Here is a 17549-nt window from a genome sequence, read left to right on the forward strand (position 1 = left end):
GCATCGGTGCTGACACCGCGCTTGCTGCGTCCCAGCCAGTTTTTTCTTCCCCGCGAAAATCCCCATGCTGTGGGCCGCCTTGCTCCCCGAAGCACACCGCTCTCCCGACTCGCCCCGCACTGATGCGCTCCTGGGCCTGGCGGTGTGGTGTTTGCAATTCACCCCCCGTGTGGCCATTGAGGGCAGTGCCGTGCTGATGGAGGTGGAGGGCAGCGAGCGGCTGTTTGGTGGCAAGCGTGCGTTGGCGGCGCAGGTGCGCGAAGAGTCTGCGGGGCTGGGCGTGGCTTTTTTGGCTTGGGCCCCCACCAGCCTGGCTGCACTGGCCCTGGCGCGCTGCGGTGTACGCAACGGCTTTGCCCAACCGCTGCCCGTACTGTTGGATGCCTTGCCACTGGAGTCTTTAGCGGCGGTGGCGGCCCATGCGCCTATGCTGAAGCGCCTGGGCTGTACCACCCTGGGCCAGGTTCGGGCGCTGCCACGGGGCGGGCTCAGCCGCCGCTTCGATAAGGAATTGCTGGTGGCGCTGGACCAGGCCTATGGCCTGCGCCCTAGCGCTTACGCCTGGGTGGCCCTGCCCGAGCAGTTCCATGCCCGGCTGGAGCTGATGTCGCGGGTCGAACATGCCCCGGCCATTTTGTTCGGCGCGCGCCGCCTGCTGTTACAGCTATGTGCCTGGCTGGCGGCCCGGCGCTGCGGTGTCACGGCCTTTACCCTGCGCTGGTGCCACGATGCCATGCGCTCCAAAACCGCCGGTGACGGTGGCGAATTGACCATCCGCACGGCAGAGCCCACCCGCAGCATCGAGAACCTGGCCCGGCTGCTCGCAGAAAACCTGGCCAAGGTGCAATTGTTTGCGCCGGTTGGGGACCTGGAGCTGCTGGCCGTCGATGTGCGGGCCTTTGAAGCGCCAACCGCTTCCTTGCTGCCCGACAGCCAAGAAGACGGTGAGTCGCTGGCCCTGGTACTGGAGCGCATTGCCGCCCGGCTGGGGCCGGAGCGGGTGCTGCGCCCGGTTCCGCAAGAAGACCACCGCCTGGAGTGGGCCGTCCACTGGCAAGCGGCATCGGTGCCGATGTCGCGCAATAGGGCTGGTGTGCCCGCTGTGCCCTACGCGCTGCCCCAACCCAGCTTCGTACTGCCGCAATCCTTGCCGTTGGCGGTGCAGGCCAACCGGCCGCTGTACCAGGGCACGCTGCAACTGCTGTCTGGCCCGCACCGTATCGAAGGCGGCTGGTGGCACCGGCTTAGCGACGAGACCGGCACCCATGCCCAGACGGTGGTACGCGATTACTGGGTGGCCCTGAGCGCGCACGCCGGTGTGCTGTGGATCTACCAGACCCGGCTGGCCAACGAAGACACGGCTTGGTTTCTGCACGGCATATTTGCCTGAATTGCCTGAAGCCATGCTTTTTGTTCCGCCCACCATTTCCGCCTATGCCGAGCTGTGGTGCCTCAGCAACTTCTCCTTTCTGCGAGGTGCCAGCCAACCCGGCGAGTTGGTGGCCCGTGCCAAGCAACTCGGTTATGCCGCCCTGGCGGTCACCGACGAGTGTTCCATGGCCGGAATCGTGCGCGCCCACGTGGCCGCCAAAGAGCAAGCCCTGCCGTTGCTGGTGGGCAGCCAGTTCCAGGTAAGCGGTGCCGCACCGTTCACCTTCATCGTTCTGGCCTGCAACCTCAACGGCTACGGCAATCTGTGCGAGTTCATTACCGGGCTGCGCCGGTCCTCGCAGAAGGGGTCTTACCATCTCAGCCGCGAGGCCATAGCCCCGCAGGCTTTGGCCGACTGCGTGGTACTGGCTGCACCGGACCGGCGCTCTACCGGCCCGCAGCTGGAATCCGTGGCCCGCTGGTTGCTCAGCGCCTTTACCGGCCGCTGCTGGCTGGCGGTGCAGATGCTGCGTGTGCTGGGCGACGAGATGTGGCTGCACCAGATGCGCCAGGTCAGCGCGCTCACTGCCATTGGGCTGGTCGCCGCCGGGGATGTGCATATGCATGTCCGCTCCCGCAAGCCACTGCAGGACGTGCTCACTGCTACCCGTATCGGCAAACCCTTGACCGCCTGCGGCCTGGCTCTGCAGCCCAACGCGGAGCGGCATCTGCGCACCCGGCTGCGCCTGGCCCAGACCTACCCCCCGGACCTGCTGGACGCAACCCTGCAGGTCGCTGCGCGCTGCGACTTCTCTTTGGACGCGCTGCGCTACCAGTACCCGGATGAAGTCGTGCCACCGGGTGAAACGCCCATGGGCTATCTGCGCCGCATCACCTACGAGGGGGCAGGGCGGCGCTGGCCGCAGGGGATGGCCGCCAAGGAGCAAGAGCAGATCGAGCATGAGCTCACGCTCATTGGCGACCTGCGCTTCGAGCACTACTTTCTGACCGTCTACGACATCGTGCGCTTCGCCCGCAGCCAGCACATCCTGTGCCAGGGCCGGGGGTCTGCGGCCAACTCCGTGGTCTGCTACTGCCTGGGGGTGACGGAGGTGGACCCGGCCCGCATGCGTGTGCTGTTCGAGCGCTTCATCAGCCGCGAGCGCAACGAGCCGCCCGACATCGATATCGACTTTGAGCACGAACGGCGCGAAGAGGTGTTGCAGTACCTGTACACCAAATACGGCCGGGACCGTGCGGCACTGACCGGCGTGGTCATTTGCTACCGGCCCAAGTCGGCCATCCGCGACGTAGGCAAAGCGCTGGGGTTCCCCCTGGAAACGCTGGATGTGCTGGCCAAGGGCCACCACTGGTGGGATGGGCGCGCCATCCACCCCGAGCGCCTGCTGGAAGCAGGCTTGTGCCTGGACGACCTGGCGGTCCAGCAACTGTTGGAGTTGACCACGGCCTTGCTGGATTTTCCGCGCCATCTGTCCCAGCACACCGGTGGTTTCGTGCTCACCCAAGGCCCGCTGGCGCGCATGGTCCCGATCGAAAACGCTGCCATGCCCAACCGTACCGTGATCGAGTGGGACAAGGACGACCTGGATGCCGTGGGCCTGCTCAAGGTGGACTGCCTTGCGCTGGGCATGTTGACCGCCATCCGCAAGTCGCTGGAATTTATTGGCCAGCGCACAGGCAGGACCATGGTGATGCAGGATATTCCGCCCGAGTGCTCCGCCACCTACGACATGATCTGCCAGGCCGATACCGTGGGGGTATTCCAGATCGAGAGTCGGGCGCAGATGGGCATGCTGCCCCGCCTAAAGCCCCGGGTCTTCTACGATCTGGTGGTCGAGGTGGCCATCGTGCGCCCCGGGCCTATCCAGGGCGGCATGGTGCACCCGTATCTGAACCGTCGGCAGGGCCTGGAGCCCGTCACTTACCCCAGCGATGCGCTGAAGGAGGCTTTGGGCCGCACCTTGGGTATTCCCATATTCCAGGAGCAGGTGATGCAGATTTCCATCCTGGCTGCGGGCTTTACCGCCGGCGAGGCGGACGGGCTGCGGCGGGCCATGGCGGCCTGGAAGCGCAAGGGCGGGCTGGAAAAATACTACGACAAGATTGTTGGCGGCATGACGGCGCGCGGCTACGAAGAGGCGTTTGCCCAGAACATCTTTGAGCAGATCAAGGGCTTTGGTGAATATGGCTTCCCGGAAAGCCATGCCGCATCGTTTGCCTTGCTGGTCTATGCCAGTTGCTGGATCAAGCGGCACCATCCGGCCGAGTTTTTGGCCGCCATGCTCAACAGCCAGCCGCTGGGTTTTTACTCGGCCTCGCAACTGGTGCAGGATGCCCAGCGCCATGGTGTGGAGGTGCGCCCCCCGGATGTGATGCACAGCCAGGTGGATTGCACCCTGGAAGACTTGCCGCATCCCCCGGCCGTGCGACTGGGTCTGCGCACCATCGACAAGCTGCAGACCCGGTCCGCCCAGCGCATCGTGCAAGCCCGTGCCGAGGCACCGTTCGATAGCGCCGAGGACCTGGCCCGCCGCGCCCGCCTGGAGCAGCACGAGATGCAAGTTCTCGCCGCCGCCGATGCGCTGATGGGCCTGTCTGGCCACCGGCGGCAACAGGTGTGGGATGCCTCGGCCTTGCGGTCCACGCCGCTTCTGCTGCGGGATGCGCCGGTGGAGGAGGATGTGCTGGAATTGCCGCCTGCGCTGGAGGGCGAAGAGGTGGTGTGGGATTACGCGTCCCTGGGCTTGACCCTGCGCAGCCATCCTCTGGCGCTGCTGCGCCCCCAACTGGCCCAGCGCAAACTGATGTCGGCGCAGGACCTGCGGGCGGTGCCCGATGGCCGCATGGTGCGCCACTGCGGCATTGTCACGCTGCGGCAGCAACCGCCCACCGCCAAGGGCACCACCTTCATCACGCTGGAGGATGAGACCGGGGTGGTGCAGGTGATTTGCTGGAAGGCCGTGCGGGAGACGCAGCGCGCAGCGCTGCTGCAGTCCCGGCTGCTGGCGGTGTATGGCCGCTGGCAGCGGGAAGGCGATGTGATGAACCTGATCGCCCGCAGGCTGGTAGACCTGACCCCCTTGCTCGGCGGCTTAGCCACCGCCAGCCGGGATTTCAAATAGCCCCTGTTACGGACAATGCCGTGCGGGCGGCAGCCCTATTTGTTGCGGTGCAGCATGCTAGCATCGTCATCCCCTCCACCTCTGACGCCGGGCACCGCATGCGCAAGACTTCTCTGGACAAAAGCAAGATCAAGTTTCTCTTACTGGAGGGTGTGCATCCTTCCGCGCTGGAGGTGCTGCGCAATGCGGGCTACACCCAGATCGAGAGCCTGCCCGGCGCTTTGCCTGAGGACCAATTGAAAGAAAAGATCGCCGACGCGCATTTCATCGGCATCCGCTCCCGCACCCAGCTCACCAAAGAGGTGTTTGCCCATGCGCACAAGCTGGTGGCCGTGGGCTGCTTCTGTATCGGCACCAACCAGGTAGACCTGGACGCCGCCCGCGAGCGTGGCATTGCAGTGTTCAACGCGCCGTTTTCCAACACCCGCTCGGTCGCCGAGCTGGTGCTGGCCGAGGCGATTTTGCTGCTGCGCGGCATCCCCGAGAAAAGCGCGGTGGCGCACCGCGGTGGCTGGCTCAAGTCGGCCGAGAATTCCTACGAGATCCGGGGCAAAACCCTGGGCATCGTGGGCTACGGCTCCATCGGCACCCAGTTGTCGGTGCTGGCTGAAGGCCTGGGCATGCAGGTCTGCTTTTATGACGTGGTGACCAAGCTTCCGTTGGGTAATGCGCGCCAAGTGGGTAACTTGCCCGAACTGCTGGGCATGAGCGACATCGTCACCCTGCACGTGCCCGAAAACGCGTCCACCCAGTGGATGATCGGTGCCAGCGAGATCGCTGCCATGAAACAGGGCGGCATTCTGATCAATGCTGCACGCGGCACGGTGGTGGACATAGCCGCGCTGGCGGCGGCCCTGCACGCCAAAAAGCTGCTGGGTGCCGCTATTGACGTGTTCCCCGAAGAGCCGCGCAGCAACAAGGACGAGTTCCAGTCGCCCCTGCGTGGTTTGGATAACGTGATTTTGACCCCGCACGTAGGGGGCTCCACCATCGAGGCGCAGGCCAATATCGGGCTGGAAGTGGCCGAAAAGCTGGTCAAGTACAGCGATAACGGTACCTCCACCTCGTCGGTTAACTTCCCCGAAGTGGCTTTGTCCAGCCATTCCGGCAAGCACCGCCTGCTGCACATCCACCACAACGTGCCGGGCGTGCTGTCCGCCGTGAACCAGGTGTTCAGCGACAACCGCATCAACATCGCCGCCCAGTTCTTGCAGACCAACGAAAAGATTGGCTACGTGGTGATCGACATTGATGCGGAATCTAGCGACTTGGCGCTGGAAAAGCTGGCCGACGTGCCTGGCACCATCCGCAGCCGCGTGTTGTTCTGATTGGGCTGTCGTTTCCCGACAACCCGCTGTCGGCAGGGTGAAAGTCTGCTGCCCTAAAATCGTTATCCGATTCCCATCCCAGGCCCATGGGCGCTGAGCCCACCCCAGGTTATTTCCCCCATGAATGCTCCCACCGCGTTGTCCACCCTGCTGGCGCAGGCCCCTGAAGCCGTTCGCCTGCGCGAAATTCCGTACAACTACACCTCGTTTTCCGACCGCGAAATCGTCATCCGCCTGCTGGGTACGCGCGCCTGGGATGTTCTGAATGGCCTGCGCCAGGAGCGCCGCACCGGTCGATCTGCCCGCATGCTGTACGAGGTGCTGGGCGACATCTGGGTAGTGCAGCGCAACCCCTACCTGCAAGACGACATGCTGGACAACCCCAAGCGCCGCAAGCAGCTGGTCGATGCCTTGCACCACCGCCTGGACGAAGTTGGCAAGCGCCGCAACCCCGATGCCAACAGCGAGCGCGATGCCCTGGTGGGCGAGCTGCTGGTGGCGGCCAAGTCCGCGGTGAACACGTTTTACAACACCTTTGCCCAAACCTATGACCTGCGCCGCAAAACTGCGCGCGTGCTGGGCAAGCTGACTGCCAAGGACAACATCAAGTTCGACGGCCTGAGCCGCGTGAGCCACGTCACCGATGCCACCGACTGGCGCGTCGAATACCCGTTTGTGGTGCTGACCCCGGATACCGAGGCCGAAATGGCCGGTCTGGTCAAAGGCTGCATCGAACTCGGGCTGACCATCATCCCGCGCGGCGGCGGCACCGGCTACACCGGCGGTGCCATCCCGCTGACCTGGAACAGCGCGGTCATCAACACCGAAAAGCTAGAAGCCATGACCGAGGTGGAGATGGTGACCCTGCCCGGCGTGGACCACCCCGTCGCCACCATCTTCAGTGAAGCTGGCGTGGTAACGCAGCGCGTGGCTGATGCGGCTGAGCGCGGCGGTTATGTGTTCGCGGTCGATCCAACCTCCGCAGAGGCATCTTGCATCGGCGGCAATATCGCCATGAATGCGGGCGGCAAAAAGGCCGTGCTGTGGGGTACGGCGCTGGACAACCTGGCCTCCTGGCGCATGGTGACACCCGACGCACAGTGGCTGGAAGTCACCCGGCTGAACCACAACCTGGGCAAGATCCACGACGTGGAAACCGCCAGCTTCGAGCTGCAGTATTTCGAAGCCGACGGCAAAACCAAAATCCGCACCGAGCGCCTGGACATTCCCGGCCGCACCTTCCGCAAGGAAGGCCTGGGCAAGGACGTGACCGACAAGTTCCTGAGCGGCCTGCCCGGCATCCAGAAAGAAGGCTGCGACGGCCTGATCACCAGCGGCCGCTGGGTGGTGCACCGCATGCCAGCGCACACCCGCACCGTGTGTTTGGAGTTCTTTGGCGATGCCAAGAACGCCGTGCCCAGCATCGTCGAGATCAAAGACTTCATGTTCGCTGAAGCCAAGCGCACCGGCGTGCTGCTGGCGGGGCTGGAGCATCTGGACGACCGTTACCTGAAGGCCGTGGGCTACACCACCAAATCTAAGCGCGGTGGCCTGCCGAAGATGGCGCTGTTCGGCGACATCGCGGGCGACAACGCCGACGACGTGGCCCGCGCCACCAGCGAAGTGGTGCGTATCGCCAACTCGCGCAGCGGCGAAGGCTTTATCGCCATCAGCCCCGAGGCGCGCAAGAAATTCTGGCTGGACCGCAAGAAGACCGCCGCCATCAGCCGCCACACCAACGCCTTCAAGATCAACGAAGACGTGGTGATCCCGCTGCCGCGCATGGCCGAGTACACCGACGGCATCGAGCGCATCAACATTGAGCTCAGCCTGAAGAACAAGCTGGAGTTGTGCGACGCGCTGGAAGAGTTCTTCAGCCGTGGCAACTTGCCTCTAGGTAAAGGTGATGAGGATGGCGATGTGCCGTCGCCCGAATTGCTGGAAGAGCGGGTGGTGCAGGCCCAGAGCTTGGTCGCTGAGGTGCGCGCCCTGTGGCAGGGCTGGCAGGACGGGGTGGAAACCCTGTTCCCCCAACTGCAAGACCACACGCTGCGCGCCAGCTGGAAGACGCAAATCCGCGCCCAGCTGCAAAACATCTTCACGGGCTCGGCCTTTAAAGGCATCTTGGATGAATGCACCGCCATCCACAAAAAGGTCTTGAAGGGCCGGGTCTGGGTGGCCCTGCACATGCATGCGGGTGACGGCAATGTGCACACCAACCTGCCGGTCAACAGCGACAACTACGCCATGCTGCAAACGGCGCACGGTGCCGTCAAACGCATCATGGCGCTGGCCCGCAGTCTGGACGGCGTGATCTCTGGCGAGCACGGCATTGGCATCACCAAGCTGGAGTTTTTGAGCGACGCCGAGATGCAGCCGTTCACCGACTACAAGCAGCGCATCGACCCCGAAGGCCGCTTCAACAAAGGCAAGTTGCTACGGAATTCGCAGCTGCATGCGCAGGAAGGGATTGCGCTAGAGGCCGATTTGACCAATGCTTATACGCCCAGTTTCGGGCTGATGGGCCACGAGTCGCTGATCATGCAGCAGAGCGATATCGGCGCCATTGCCGACAGCATGAAAGACTGTCTGCGCTGCGGCAAATGCAAGCCGGTGTGCGCCACCCATGTGCCGCGCGCGAACCTGCTGTACAGCCCGCGCAACAAGATTTTGGCGACTTCGCTGCTGGTCGAAGCCTTCTTGTACGAAGAGCAGACCCGCCGCGGCGTGTCTATCAAGCACTGGGAGCAGTTTGAAGACGTGGCCGACCACTGCACGGTGTGCCACAAATGCCTGACACCGTGCCCGGTGAAGATCGACTTTGGCGACGTGACCATGAACATGCGCAACCTGCTGCGTAAGATGGGCAAGAAGAGCTTCCGCCCTGGCAACGCTGCGGCGATGTTCTTCTTGAACGCGACCAATCCTGAGACCATCAAGATGGCCCGCTCGGTGATGGTGGGCGTGGGCTTCAAGGCCCAGCGCCTGGCCAATGACTTGTTGCGCAGCTTCGCCAAGAAGCAGACCGCCGCGCCCCGCGCCACGGTGGGCACCGCGCCCATCAAGGAGCAGGTGATCCACTTCATCAACAAGAAGATGCCGGGCAACCTGCCCAAAAAGACCGCGCGCGCCTTGCTGGACATTGAAGACAGCGACTATGTGCCCATCATCCGCAACCCGGTGGCCACCACCAGCGAATCCGAGGCGGTGTTTTACTTCCCCGGCTGCGGCTCGGAGCGCTTGTTCAGCCAGGTTGGCCTGGCGACGCAAGCCATGCTGTGGCACGCCGGTGTGCAAACCGTGTTGCCACCGGGCTATCTGTGCTGTGGCTACCCGCAAAAGGGCAGCGGCCAGTTTGACAAGGCCAACAAGATCATCACCGACAACCGGGTGCTGTTCCACCGCGTGGCCAATACGCTGAACTACCTGGACATCAAGACCGTGGTGGTCAGCTGCGGCACCTGCTACGACCAACTGCAGGGCTACGAGTTCGACAAGATCTTTCCCGGCTGCCGCATCATCGACATCCACGAATACCTGCTGGAAAAAGGCATCACGCTGAACAACGGCGGCTCCTACCTGTACCACGACCCCTGCCACACGCCGATGAAGCTGCAGGAGCCGATGAAGACGGTGAAGGCGCTGCTGGGCGACCAGGTGCTGGAGAGCAAGCGCTGCTGCGGCGAGTCCGGCACGCTGGGCGTGACCCGGCCCGATATCTCCACGCAAATCCGCTTTCGCAAAGAAGAAGAACTGCGCAACGACGAAACCAAGCTGCGGGCCCTGGGCTCTGTCGGCGAAAAGGACAACGTGAAAATTCTCACCAGCTGCCCCAGCTGCCTGCAGGGCCTGAGCCGCTACGGCAACGATCTGCAAAACGGCTTGCTCGAAGCCGACTACATCGTGGTCGAAATGGCCAACCAGATCCTGGGCGACCAGTGGCTACCGACCTATGTGGCGCAAGCCAACCACGGCGGTATTGAGCGGGTGTTGGTGTAATGGCGGGCTTGACCAAGGGTGCGCCTACGCCCAAAGACATCACCGTCCACGGCCTGTCGCGGGCGCTGGAAGTCACGTTTTCCGACGGTGCCGTGTTCCGCATCCCGTTTGAGCTGATGCGCGTGTATTCGCCATCGGCCGAAGTGCAAGGCCACGGCCCCGGCCAGGAAACCCTGCAAACCGGCATGCGCGAAGTCACCTTGAACGGCCTGGAGCCGGTAGGCAACTACGGCGTGCAGCCCACGTTTTCCGACGGCCACAGCACCGGCATCTTCACCTGGGACTACCTGTACTTTCTGGGGGCTGAGCAAGACAAGCTGTGGGCCGACTACGAAGCCCGCCTGGCCGCCGCGGGTGCCAGTCGCGATACCCCTATGCCCGGCAAAACTGCCAAGGGCTGCGGCAGCCACTAAAATTGGATTGCTATTGAAGATATAGCTGCTGGCGCAGGTGCTACCTGCGCTGGAGGCCGATTTTCTTTAAATTCCCTGTGCTGCGCAGGGTTGTCGCTGTGCCGCGCCATCATTCTGATTTAGTATACAAACATGAGCACTACCCACTTTGGTTTCCAGTCGGTTGACGAAAACGACAAGGCCCGCCATGTGCGCGGCGTGTTTGATTCTGTCGCCTCCAAATACGACCTGATGAACGACCTGATGTCGGCAGGCCTGCACCGCACCTGGAAGGCTTACACCGTTTTGGTAGCCGACATCCGCGAAGGCCACCAGGTGCTGGACATCGCGGGCGGCACCGGCGATCTGGCCATGGCGTTTGCCAAAAAGGTCGGCAAGACTGGCCAGGTGGTGCACACCGACATCAACGAAGCCATGCTACGCACCGGTCGCGACCGCCTGCTGGACAAGGGCATCGTGCTGCCCACCATGGTCTGCGATGCCGAAAAGCTGCCATTTGCCGATGCTTCGTTCGACCGCGTCAGCGTGGCCTTTGGTGTGCGCAACATGACCCACAAAGACGTGGCCCTGGCCGAGATGTGCCGCGTGCTCAAACCCGGCGGCAAGCTGCTGGTGTTGGAGTTTTCCAAGGTGGCGCAACCCCTGGAGAAGGCCTACGACTGGTATTCCTTCAAGGTGTTGCCGCAGCTGGGCAAGCTGGTGGCGGGCGACGATGCCAGCTACCGGTATCTGGCCGAGTCCATCCGCATGCACCCTGGTCAGAAAGAGCTCAAGACCATGATGCAGGCTGCGGGCTTTGGCCATGTGGACTACCACAACCTTACCGGCGGAATGGTGGCCCTGCATGTGGGTATCAAGTGTTGAGTGCAGTCCGGTCTAATTCATAACAATAAATGGAGTCAGTATGAAAGTTTGGGCATTGGTTTTGGCCGCCACGATGGTCTTTGCCGCAGGATTCGATGCCGAAGCTGCGCGTTTGGGCGGTGGCCGTTCGATGGGTCGGCAGTCCAGCAATGTGACGCAACGCCAGGCGGCCCCCGCACCCGTGGCACCCACGCAAAATGCTACCAACGCAGCCCGTCCGGCCCCCGCTGCCGCACCTGCGCCCGCAGCGGCACCTCGCCGTCCGTGGGGTGCCATGCTGGGTGGTTTGGCGGCCGGTGTCGGTCTGGCCTGGCTGGCCCATTCCATGGGATTGGGCGCAGAAATGGGCCAGTTCCTGATGATTGGGCTGGTCGTACTGGCGGGCATGCTGCTGTGGGGCTTCATCCGTTCGCGCAAGGCCGCCAGCAATGCGTCGCAGGGCAGTCCCTTTGCCTACCAAGGGGCGGCTGCGCCCAGCGCGGCCCCGACGTATTCGCCCGACCATGTGGGCAACGATGCATCGGCGCGGCCATTTGAGCGCAGCAGCCACATGGCTTCACTGGATAGCGGGAGCTCGATGATCGGCTCGGCACTGGCCGGTCCGCAGGGCTGGGGTGCGCCCGCCGGTTTTGATTCCGAAGGCTTTCTGCGTGCCGCCAAAAACAATTTCATCACTCTGCAATCGGCCTGGGACCGCTCCGACATTTCGTCCCTGCGCGCCATGATGACCGACACCATGCTGGGCGAAATCCAGGCCCAACTGACCGACCGCGAAACCCATACCGGCGGCAACACCAACAAGACCGACGTAGTGATGTTGGATGCCCAACTGTTAGGCATTGAGGACCTGGGTAACGATTACATGGCCAGCGTCGAGTTCTCCGGCATGATCCGCGAAGAGCCATCGGCAGGCCCTAGCCCGTTCCGCGAGGTCTGGAACATGACCAAACCGAAAAGCGGCGCCAGCGGCTGGCTCGTAGCCGGCGTACAAGCCCTGCAATAGCCGTTGGTCAAGGACGCTTGCGTCCTAAAGTCAAGGCACTATCCCGGATAATGGGGGACTATGGCAACACAGTCCCCCTTTTCTTTGCTCGAAAACCTTTTTGAACGCGCCAGCGCCACGCTGCAGCCGCCGCCCTGGGTGGTGGACGAGGTGCAAAACCGCGTCGTCCTGCTGCTCAACCACGTGCTGCAGCAAGAGCCCGAAGCCACCGCCCGCCTGGCCCGGCAAAAGGGCCGTGTGGTGCTGATGCAGTGGCGCAGTTTCCACATGGCCCTGGTGGCAACGCCTGCGGGCTTGCTGGACCGTGCCACGTCCGGCATGCGTGCCGACCTCACGCTCACCATCACCGAAACTTCACCGTTCGCCTTGGCCCAGCAGGCGTTGAGCGCGGGCAAGCCTGGCGTACGCATCGAAGGCGATGTGCAACTGGCAGCCGAGGTCAACTGGCTGGTGGACCATGTGCGCTGGGACCTGGAAGAAGACCTGTCTCGCGTGGTGGGCGATACCACGGCCCACACCGTGGGCAATGTGGTGCGCAGCGCCGCCAGCACGTTGCGCCAATTCATCGCCAAGCGCCCCGGTGCCGACAAGGCCGCTGCATGAGCCGGATTTTTCGGGGTGCGTACATTGTCTGGATCGTGCTGCGCTACGGCCTGGACGAGCTGGTACTGACCAGTTTCAAGAAACCCTGGCTGCTGCTGCTGGCCCGCATTTTGTCGATTGGCCGCAATCTGGATGCCCCGCGGGGCGAGCGCCTGCGCGAGGCGCTGGAGCGCTTGGGCCCGATCTTCGTCAAGTTTGGCCAGGTGCTGTCCACCCGCCGTGATCTGCTGCCGCCGGATATTTCAGACGAGCTGGCGCGCCTGCAAGACCGGGTGCCGCCGTTTGCGTCCTCCATTGCGGTGGCGACCATCGAACGGGCGTTTCGCAAGCCGCTGGGCGAAATTTTTGAAAGCTTTGACCTGGAGCCGGTGGCCAGCGCGTCCATCGCCCAGGTGCACTTTGCGGTGCTCAAAGACCGCAACGGCCGCTTGCGGGATGTGGCGGTCAAGGTTTTGCGCCCGAACATGCTGCCCGCGATTGAAAAAGACCTGGGCCTGATGCGCATGATGGCAGGCTGGGTGAATGGGTTTTCTGACGACGGCAAGCGCCTGAAGCCGTTGGAAGTGGTGGCCGAGTTCGACAAATACCTGCACGACGAGCTGGATCTGGTGCGCGAGGCCTCCAGCGCCGCCCAGCTGCGCCGCAACATGGAAGGCCTGGACCTGGTGCTGATCCCCGAGATGTTCTGGGACCTGTGTGCCACCGAAGCCATTGTGATGGAGCGCATGACCGGCATCCCCATCAGCCACACCGAGCGGCTGCGGGCTGCGGGGGTAGATTTCCAGAAGCTGGCCCGCGACGGTGTGACGATTTTCTTCACCCAGGTGTTCCGCGACGGCTTCTTCCACGCCGACATGCACCCGGGCAACATCCAGGTGTCGGTCGAACCGGCGACCTTCGGCCGCTACATCTCGCTGGACTTCGGCATCGTCGGCACGCTGACCGAGTTTGACAAAGAGTATCTGGCGCAAAACTTCACCGCCTTCTTTCGCCGCGACTACAAGCGTGTGGCCGAGTTGCACATCGAATCCGGCTGGGTGCCCGCGAATACCCGCGTGGACGAGCTGGAAGCCGCGATTCGTGCGGTGTGCGAGCCGTATTTCGACCGGCCTTTGAAAGAAATTTCGCTGGGCATGGTGCTGATGCGATTGTTCCAGACCTCGCGCCGTTTCCAGGTCGAAATCCAGCCACAACTGGTGCTGTTGCAGAAAACCCTGCTTAATATCGAAGGCCTGGGCCGCGATCTCGACCCCGAGCTAGATTTGTGGAATACCGCCAAGCCCTTCCTAGAAAAATGGATGCTGGAGCAGATTGGCCCCAAAGCCTTCATCGAGCAGCTGAAAAACGAAGCCCCGCGCTATGCCAAGCTGCTGCCTGAGCTGCCGCGCCTGCTGGTGGACTTTTTAAAACAAGGTGCGACTGATCGGGGCACCGACCAGCGCAAGCTCATGGAAGAACTGCTGGCCGAGCACAAACGCACCAACCGCCTGCTGCACGGCCTGATTTACGGTGCCATCGGTTTCGGCCTGGGCCTGCTGGCCATGCGTCTGCTGTTCCTATCGCCGTTCCTGTTCTAGCGCCTGGGAACGTGTTCAGAGTCTCTTTGGGGCCGCGTTGGGGTGCAATCGGGATGAGCTGGTTGTCGGAGACCGCAGCATGGGCTCTCTGCCCATGCAAGGGCTACGGCAGACAAATCGCCCGATTTCACCCCAACCCGAAGGGCCGGTGCCTGTTCGGGCGCTCAGCGTTGTTACAAAACCAGCCAAGGCAGAGGCCTTAGCTTGGATTTTGCGCCTAGCTGCGCATCGCGAACAGGCACCTGCGCGGCCCCAAAGAGACTCTGAATACGTTCCTAGGGTTTTCACCCTGCCATCCTATAATCATAGGTTTTGCGACTTCAACCCGAGCTTTCTACGCCATGCCTATCTACGCTTACAAATGCGAGTCCTGCGGGCACGCATTCGACGTACTGCAAAAAATGTCCGACGCGGTGTTGACCGATTGCCCTAGCTGCGGCACACCTGCCTTGCAAAAGCAAGTCACCGCTGCTGGTTTTCAGCTCAAGGGCTCTGGTTGGTACGTGACCGACTTCCGCAATGGCAGCGGCGGTGCGGCTGCGGTTCCGCCTCCGAAAGCCGAAGACGGCAAACCGGCAGAGGCCAAGCCTGCTGCCGATAGCGCAGCAGTTAAGCCCACTGAGACTTCGACGGCACCTACTGCCGCGCCTTCGCCTGCTCCGGCACCAACCCCCGCACCGTCCGGCGGCAGCACCCCGGCGGCCTGAACTCCATGATGGCTTCTATCCGCAAATGGCTGCTGTCGGGCCTGCTGGTCATCGTGCCGTTGACCATCACCCTGCTGGTGCTGCAATGGGTGCTGAATTTTCTGGACCAGACCCTGCTGATCCTGCCCAAAAGTTGGCAGCCCGACGAACTGCTGGGCTACCACATCCCCGGCTTTGGCGTGCTGCTGGCGCTGGGCACGCTGCTGGTGGTGGGCGCGGCAGCCAGCAACTTTGTGGGCAAGAAGCTGGTCGGCTGGTGGGACAATCTGCTGCACCGTATTCCTATCGTGCGCTCGATTTATTCGGGTGTGAAACAGGTATCAGACACGCTGTTTTCGGAAAGCGGCAACGCCTTTCGCAAAGCCGTACTGATCCAGTGGCCGCGCGACGGTGCCTGGACCATCGCCTTTGTAACCGGCGTGCCTGGCGGTGACGCGGCCAATTATTTGCAAGGCGACTACCTCAGCGTCTATGTGCCCACCACGCCCAACCCTACCGGCGGCTACTTCATCATGCTCAAGGCCAGCGACTGCATTGAGCTGAAGATGAGCGTGGACGAGGCCCTGAAATACATCGTCTCCATGGGCGTTGTGGTGCCCCACGGCGTAGCGCCTTCGCCGCCGCTCAAAACGCTCAAAACCCATTAAATTTTCCAGTTTGGCGCGTCCTTTGCGGCGTGCCAGCCTCTGCAACCCACGCGCCCCCAGAGGCGCCAGAAACGATTAGCCATGCAATCTCAAATGCGCACCACCTACTGCGGTCTTGTGACCGAAGCCCTGCTGGGCCAAACCGTCACCCTGTGCGGTTGGGTCAACCGCCGCCGTGACCACGGCGGCGTGATCTTTGTCGATCTGCGCGACCGCGAAGGCTATGTGCAAATTGTCTGCGACCCCGACCGCGCCGAGATGTTTGCCGTGTCCGAATCGCTGCGCAACGAGTTTTGCGTACAGATCAAGGGCTTGGTGCGCGCGCGCCCCGAAGGCACGGTCAACGAGAACCTGAAAAGCGGCAAGATCGAAATCCTGTGCCACGAACTGGTGGTGCTGAACCCCTCGGTCACCCCACCGTTCCAGATCGACGACGAAAACTTGAGTGAGACCACCCGCCTGACGCACCGCGTGCTGGACCTGCGCCGCCCGTACATGCAAAACAACCTGATGCTGCGCTACCGCGTGGCCATGGAAGTGCGCAAGTTTCTGGACACGCACGGTTTCATCGACATCGAAACCCCGATGCTGGGCAAGTCCACCCCCGAAGGCGCGCGCGACTACCTGGTGCCCAGCCGCGTGCACGAAGGCATGTTCTTTGCGCTGCCGCAAAGCCCACAGCTGTTCAAGCAGCTGCTGATGGTGGCGGGTTACGACCGCTACTACCAGATCACCAAGTGCTTCCGCGACGAAGACGTGCGCGCCGACCGCCAGCCTGAGTTCACCCAGATCGATATCGAAACCTCGTTCCTCACGGAGCAGGAAATCCGTGACATGTTCCAGGAGATGATCCTGACCGTGTTCAAGAACACCCTGGGCGTAGACCTGGGCGAGTTCCCGGTGATGACTTTCCAGGAAGCCGCCCACCGTTATGGTTCCGACAAGCCCGACCTGCGCATCAACCTCGAATTCGCCGAGCTGACCGACGTTATGGCCGATGTGGACTTCAAGGTATTCTCGGGTGCGGCCACCATGAAGAATGGCCGCGTAGTCGGTTTGCGTGTGCCGGGTGGCTCCGTCGAAGGCGGTGGCATTAGCCGCAGTGAGATTGATGCCTACACCGAATTCGTCAAAATTTACGGCGCCAAGGGCCTGGCCTACATCCGCGTGAACGACCTGTCCAAGGGCCGTGACGGTCTGCAAAGCCCGATCGTGAAGAACATCCACGACAAGGCCCTGGCCGAAATCTTGGCCCGCACCGGCGCGCAAGACGGTGACCTGATTTTCTTCGGTGCCGACAAGGCCAAGATCGTCAACGATGCCATCGGCGCACTGCGCATCAAGATCGGCCTGAGCGAGTTCGGCAAAAAGAATGGCCTGTTCAAAGCCGGTTGGAAGCCGCTGTGGGTGGTGGACTTCCCGATGTTTGAATTCGACGAAGATGCCCAGCGCTACACCGCCACGCACCACCCCTTCACCGCGCCCAAAGACGGCCACGAGGACTGGATGGTCACCGCGCCCGAGAAGTGCATTTCCAAGGGCTATGACATGGTGCTCAACGGCTGGGAAATGGGCGGCGGTTCGGTCCGTATCCACCGTGCCGATGTGCAGCAAAAGGTGTTTGACGCACTCAAGATCACGCCCGAAGAAGCACAAGACAAGTTCGGTTTCTTGCTGGACGCGCTGCAATACGGCGCGCCCCCGCACGGCGGTCTGGCCTTTGGCCTGGACCGTGTGGTCACGTTGATGACCGGTGCCGAGTCGATCCGCGACGTGATTGCCTTCCCCAAAACCCAGCGCGCCCAGGACTTGCTGACGCAAGCACCTTCGACCGTGGACGAGAAGCAACTGCGCGAATTGCACATTCGTCTGCGCGCCCCTGCTGCTTAAGTCT

At 62.6% G+C, this 17549-nt stretch carries 12 protein-coding genes; all 12 read left to right on the plus strand.

Annotated elements, in window-relative coordinates; genetic code table 11:
• The first annotated feature begins 64 nt into the window (after nt 1–64).
• The 12 genes from ABI213_RS02010 (at nt 65) to aspS (ending at nt 17545) form a co-directional block, all read left to right on the plus strand.
• Nucleotides 65–1390 (plus strand): DNA polymerase Y family protein, encoded by a 1326-nt coding sequence (locus ABI213_RS02010; protein ID WP_348006048.1) that lies wholly within the window; start codon nt 65–67, stop codon nt 1388–1390.
• Nucleotides 1391–1403: 13 nt separating this feature from the next.
• Nucleotides 1404–4514: an error-prone DNA polymerase gene (locus tag ABI213_RS02015; RefSeq protein ID WP_348006049.1), complete on the plus strand. Its 3111-nt coding sequence runs from the start codon at nt 1404–1406 to the stop codon at nt 4512–4514.
• 98 nt (nt 4515–4612) lie between these two features.
• Nucleotides 4613–5842, plus strand: a complete 1230-nt coding sequence (gene serA / locus ABI213_RS02020) for a phosphoglycerate dehydrogenase (protein ID WP_348025902.1) — start codon at nt 4613–4615, stop codon at nt 5840–5842.
• Between the two features lie 120 nt (nt 5843–5962).
• The gene (locus ABI213_RS02025; RefSeq protein WP_348025904.1) at nt 5963–9841 is read left to right on the plus strand and encodes an FAD/FMN-binding oxidoreductase; all 3879 of its coding nucleotides are present in this window, start codon (nt 5963–5965) and stop codon (nt 9839–9841) included.
• Nucleotides 9841–10254 (plus strand): DUF971 domain-containing protein, encoded by a 414-nt coding sequence (locus ABI213_RS02030; RefSeq protein WP_348005253.1) that lies wholly within the window; start codon nt 9841–9843, stop codon nt 10252–10254. Before ABI213_RS02025 ends, ABI213_RS02030 begins: the two co-directional genes overlap by 1 nt.
• 132 nt (nt 10255–10386) lie before the next feature.
• Complete coding sequence (ubiE, locus tag ABI213_RS02035) at nt 10387–11118, plus strand: bifunctional demethylmenaquinone methyltransferase/2-methoxy-6-polyprenyl-1,4-benzoquinol methylase UbiE (protein ID WP_348005254.1); 732 nt, start codon at nt 10387–10389, stop codon at nt 11116–11118.
• Nucleotides 11119–11158: 40 nt separating this feature from the next.
• The gene (locus ABI213_RS02040) at nt 11159–12121 is read left to right on the plus strand and encodes a TIM44-like domain-containing protein (protein WP_348005255.1); all 963 of its coding nucleotides are present in this window, start codon (nt 11159–11161) and stop codon (nt 12119–12121) included.
• Nucleotides 12122–12181: 60 nt separating this feature from the next.
• Nucleotides 12182–12724 (plus strand): hypothetical protein, encoded by a 543-nt coding sequence (locus ABI213_RS02045; RefSeq protein WP_348005256.1) that lies wholly within the window; start codon nt 12182–12184, stop codon nt 12722–12724.
• The gene (ubiB, locus tag ABI213_RS02050) at nt 12721–14301 is read left to right on the plus strand and encodes a ubiquinone biosynthesis regulatory protein kinase UbiB (RefSeq protein WP_348025906.1); all 1581 of its coding nucleotides are present in this window, start codon (nt 12721–12723) and stop codon (nt 14299–14301) included. Before ABI213_RS02045 ends, ubiB begins: the two co-directional genes overlap by 4 nt.
• A 341-nt stretch (nt 14302–14642) precedes the next feature.
• Nucleotides 14643–15008 carry an FmdB family zinc ribbon protein gene (locus ABI213_RS02055; RefSeq protein ID WP_348005258.1) on the plus strand — a complete coding sequence of 122 codons (366 nt, stop codon included), beginning with the start codon at nt 14643–14645 and terminating at the stop codon, nt 15006–15008.
• A gap of 8 nt (nt 15009–15016) precedes the next feature.
• Nucleotides 15017–15655 (plus strand): DUF502 domain-containing protein, encoded by a 639-nt coding sequence (locus ABI213_RS02060; protein ID WP_348005266.1) that lies wholly within the window; start codon nt 15017–15019, stop codon nt 15653–15655.
• Nucleotides 15656–15736: 81 nt separating this feature from the next.
• Nucleotides 15737–17545, plus strand: a complete 1809-nt coding sequence (aspS, locus tag ABI213_RS02065) for an aspartate--tRNA ligase (protein ID WP_348025908.1) — start codon at nt 15737–15739, stop codon at nt 17543–17545.
• The last annotated feature ends 4 nt before the right edge of the window (nt 17546–17549 follow it).

Origin of the sequence: Rhodoferax sp. (genome assembly GCF_039922535.1) — a bacterium.
Lineage (GTDB): Bacteria > Pseudomonadota > Gammaproteobacteria > Burkholderiales > Burkholderiaceae_C > Rhodoferax_B.

Excerpts from the sequence above, each read along its gene's own strand:
- ABI213_RS02055 (WP_348005258.1), top strand. The coding sequence starts at position 14,643 with ATGCCTATCTACGCTTACAAATGCGAGTCCTGCGGGCACGCATTCGAC.
- ubiE (WP_348005254.1), top strand. The coding sequence starts at position 10,387 with ATGAGCACTACCCACTTTGGTTTCCAGTCGGTTGACGAAAACGACAAG.
- ABI213_RS02025 (WP_348025904.1), top strand. The coding sequence starts at position 5,963 with ATGAATGCTCCCACCGCGTTGTCCACCCTGCTGGCGCAGGCCCCTGAA.
- ABI213_RS02060 (WP_348005266.1), top strand. The coding sequence starts at position 15,017 with ATGGCTTCTATCCGCAAATGGCTGCTGTCGGGCCTGCTGGTCATCGTG.
- serA (WP_348025902.1), top strand. The coding sequence starts at position 4,613 with ATGCGCAAGACTTCTCTGGACAAAAGCAAGATCAAGTTTCTCTTACTG.
- ABI213_RS02040 (WP_348005255.1), top strand. The coding sequence starts at position 11,159 with ATGAAAGTTTGGGCATTGGTTTTGGCCGCCACGATGGTCTTTGCCGCA.
- ABI213_RS02030 (WP_348005253.1), top strand. The coding sequence starts at position 9,841 with ATGGCGGGCTTGACCAAGGGTGCGCCTACGCCCAAAGACATCACCGTC.
- ABI213_RS02015 (WP_348006049.1), top strand. The coding sequence starts at position 1,404 with ATGCTTTTTGTTCCGCCCACCATTTCCGCCTATGCCGAGCTGTGGTGC.
- aspS (WP_348025908.1), top strand. The coding sequence starts at position 15,737 with ATGCAATCTCAAATGCGCACCACCTACTGCGGTCTTGTGACCGAAGCC.
- ubiB (WP_348025906.1), top strand. The coding sequence starts at position 12,721 with ATGAGCCGGATTTTTCGGGGTGCGTACATTGTCTGGATCGTGCTGCGC.
- ABI213_RS02010 (WP_348006048.1), top strand. The coding sequence starts at position 65 with ATGCTGTGGGCCGCCTTGCTCCCCGAAGCACACCGCTCTCCCGACTCG.
- ABI213_RS02045 (WP_348005256.1), top strand. The coding sequence starts at position 12,182 with ATGGCAACACAGTCCCCCTTTTCTTTGCTCGAAAACCTTTTTGAACGC.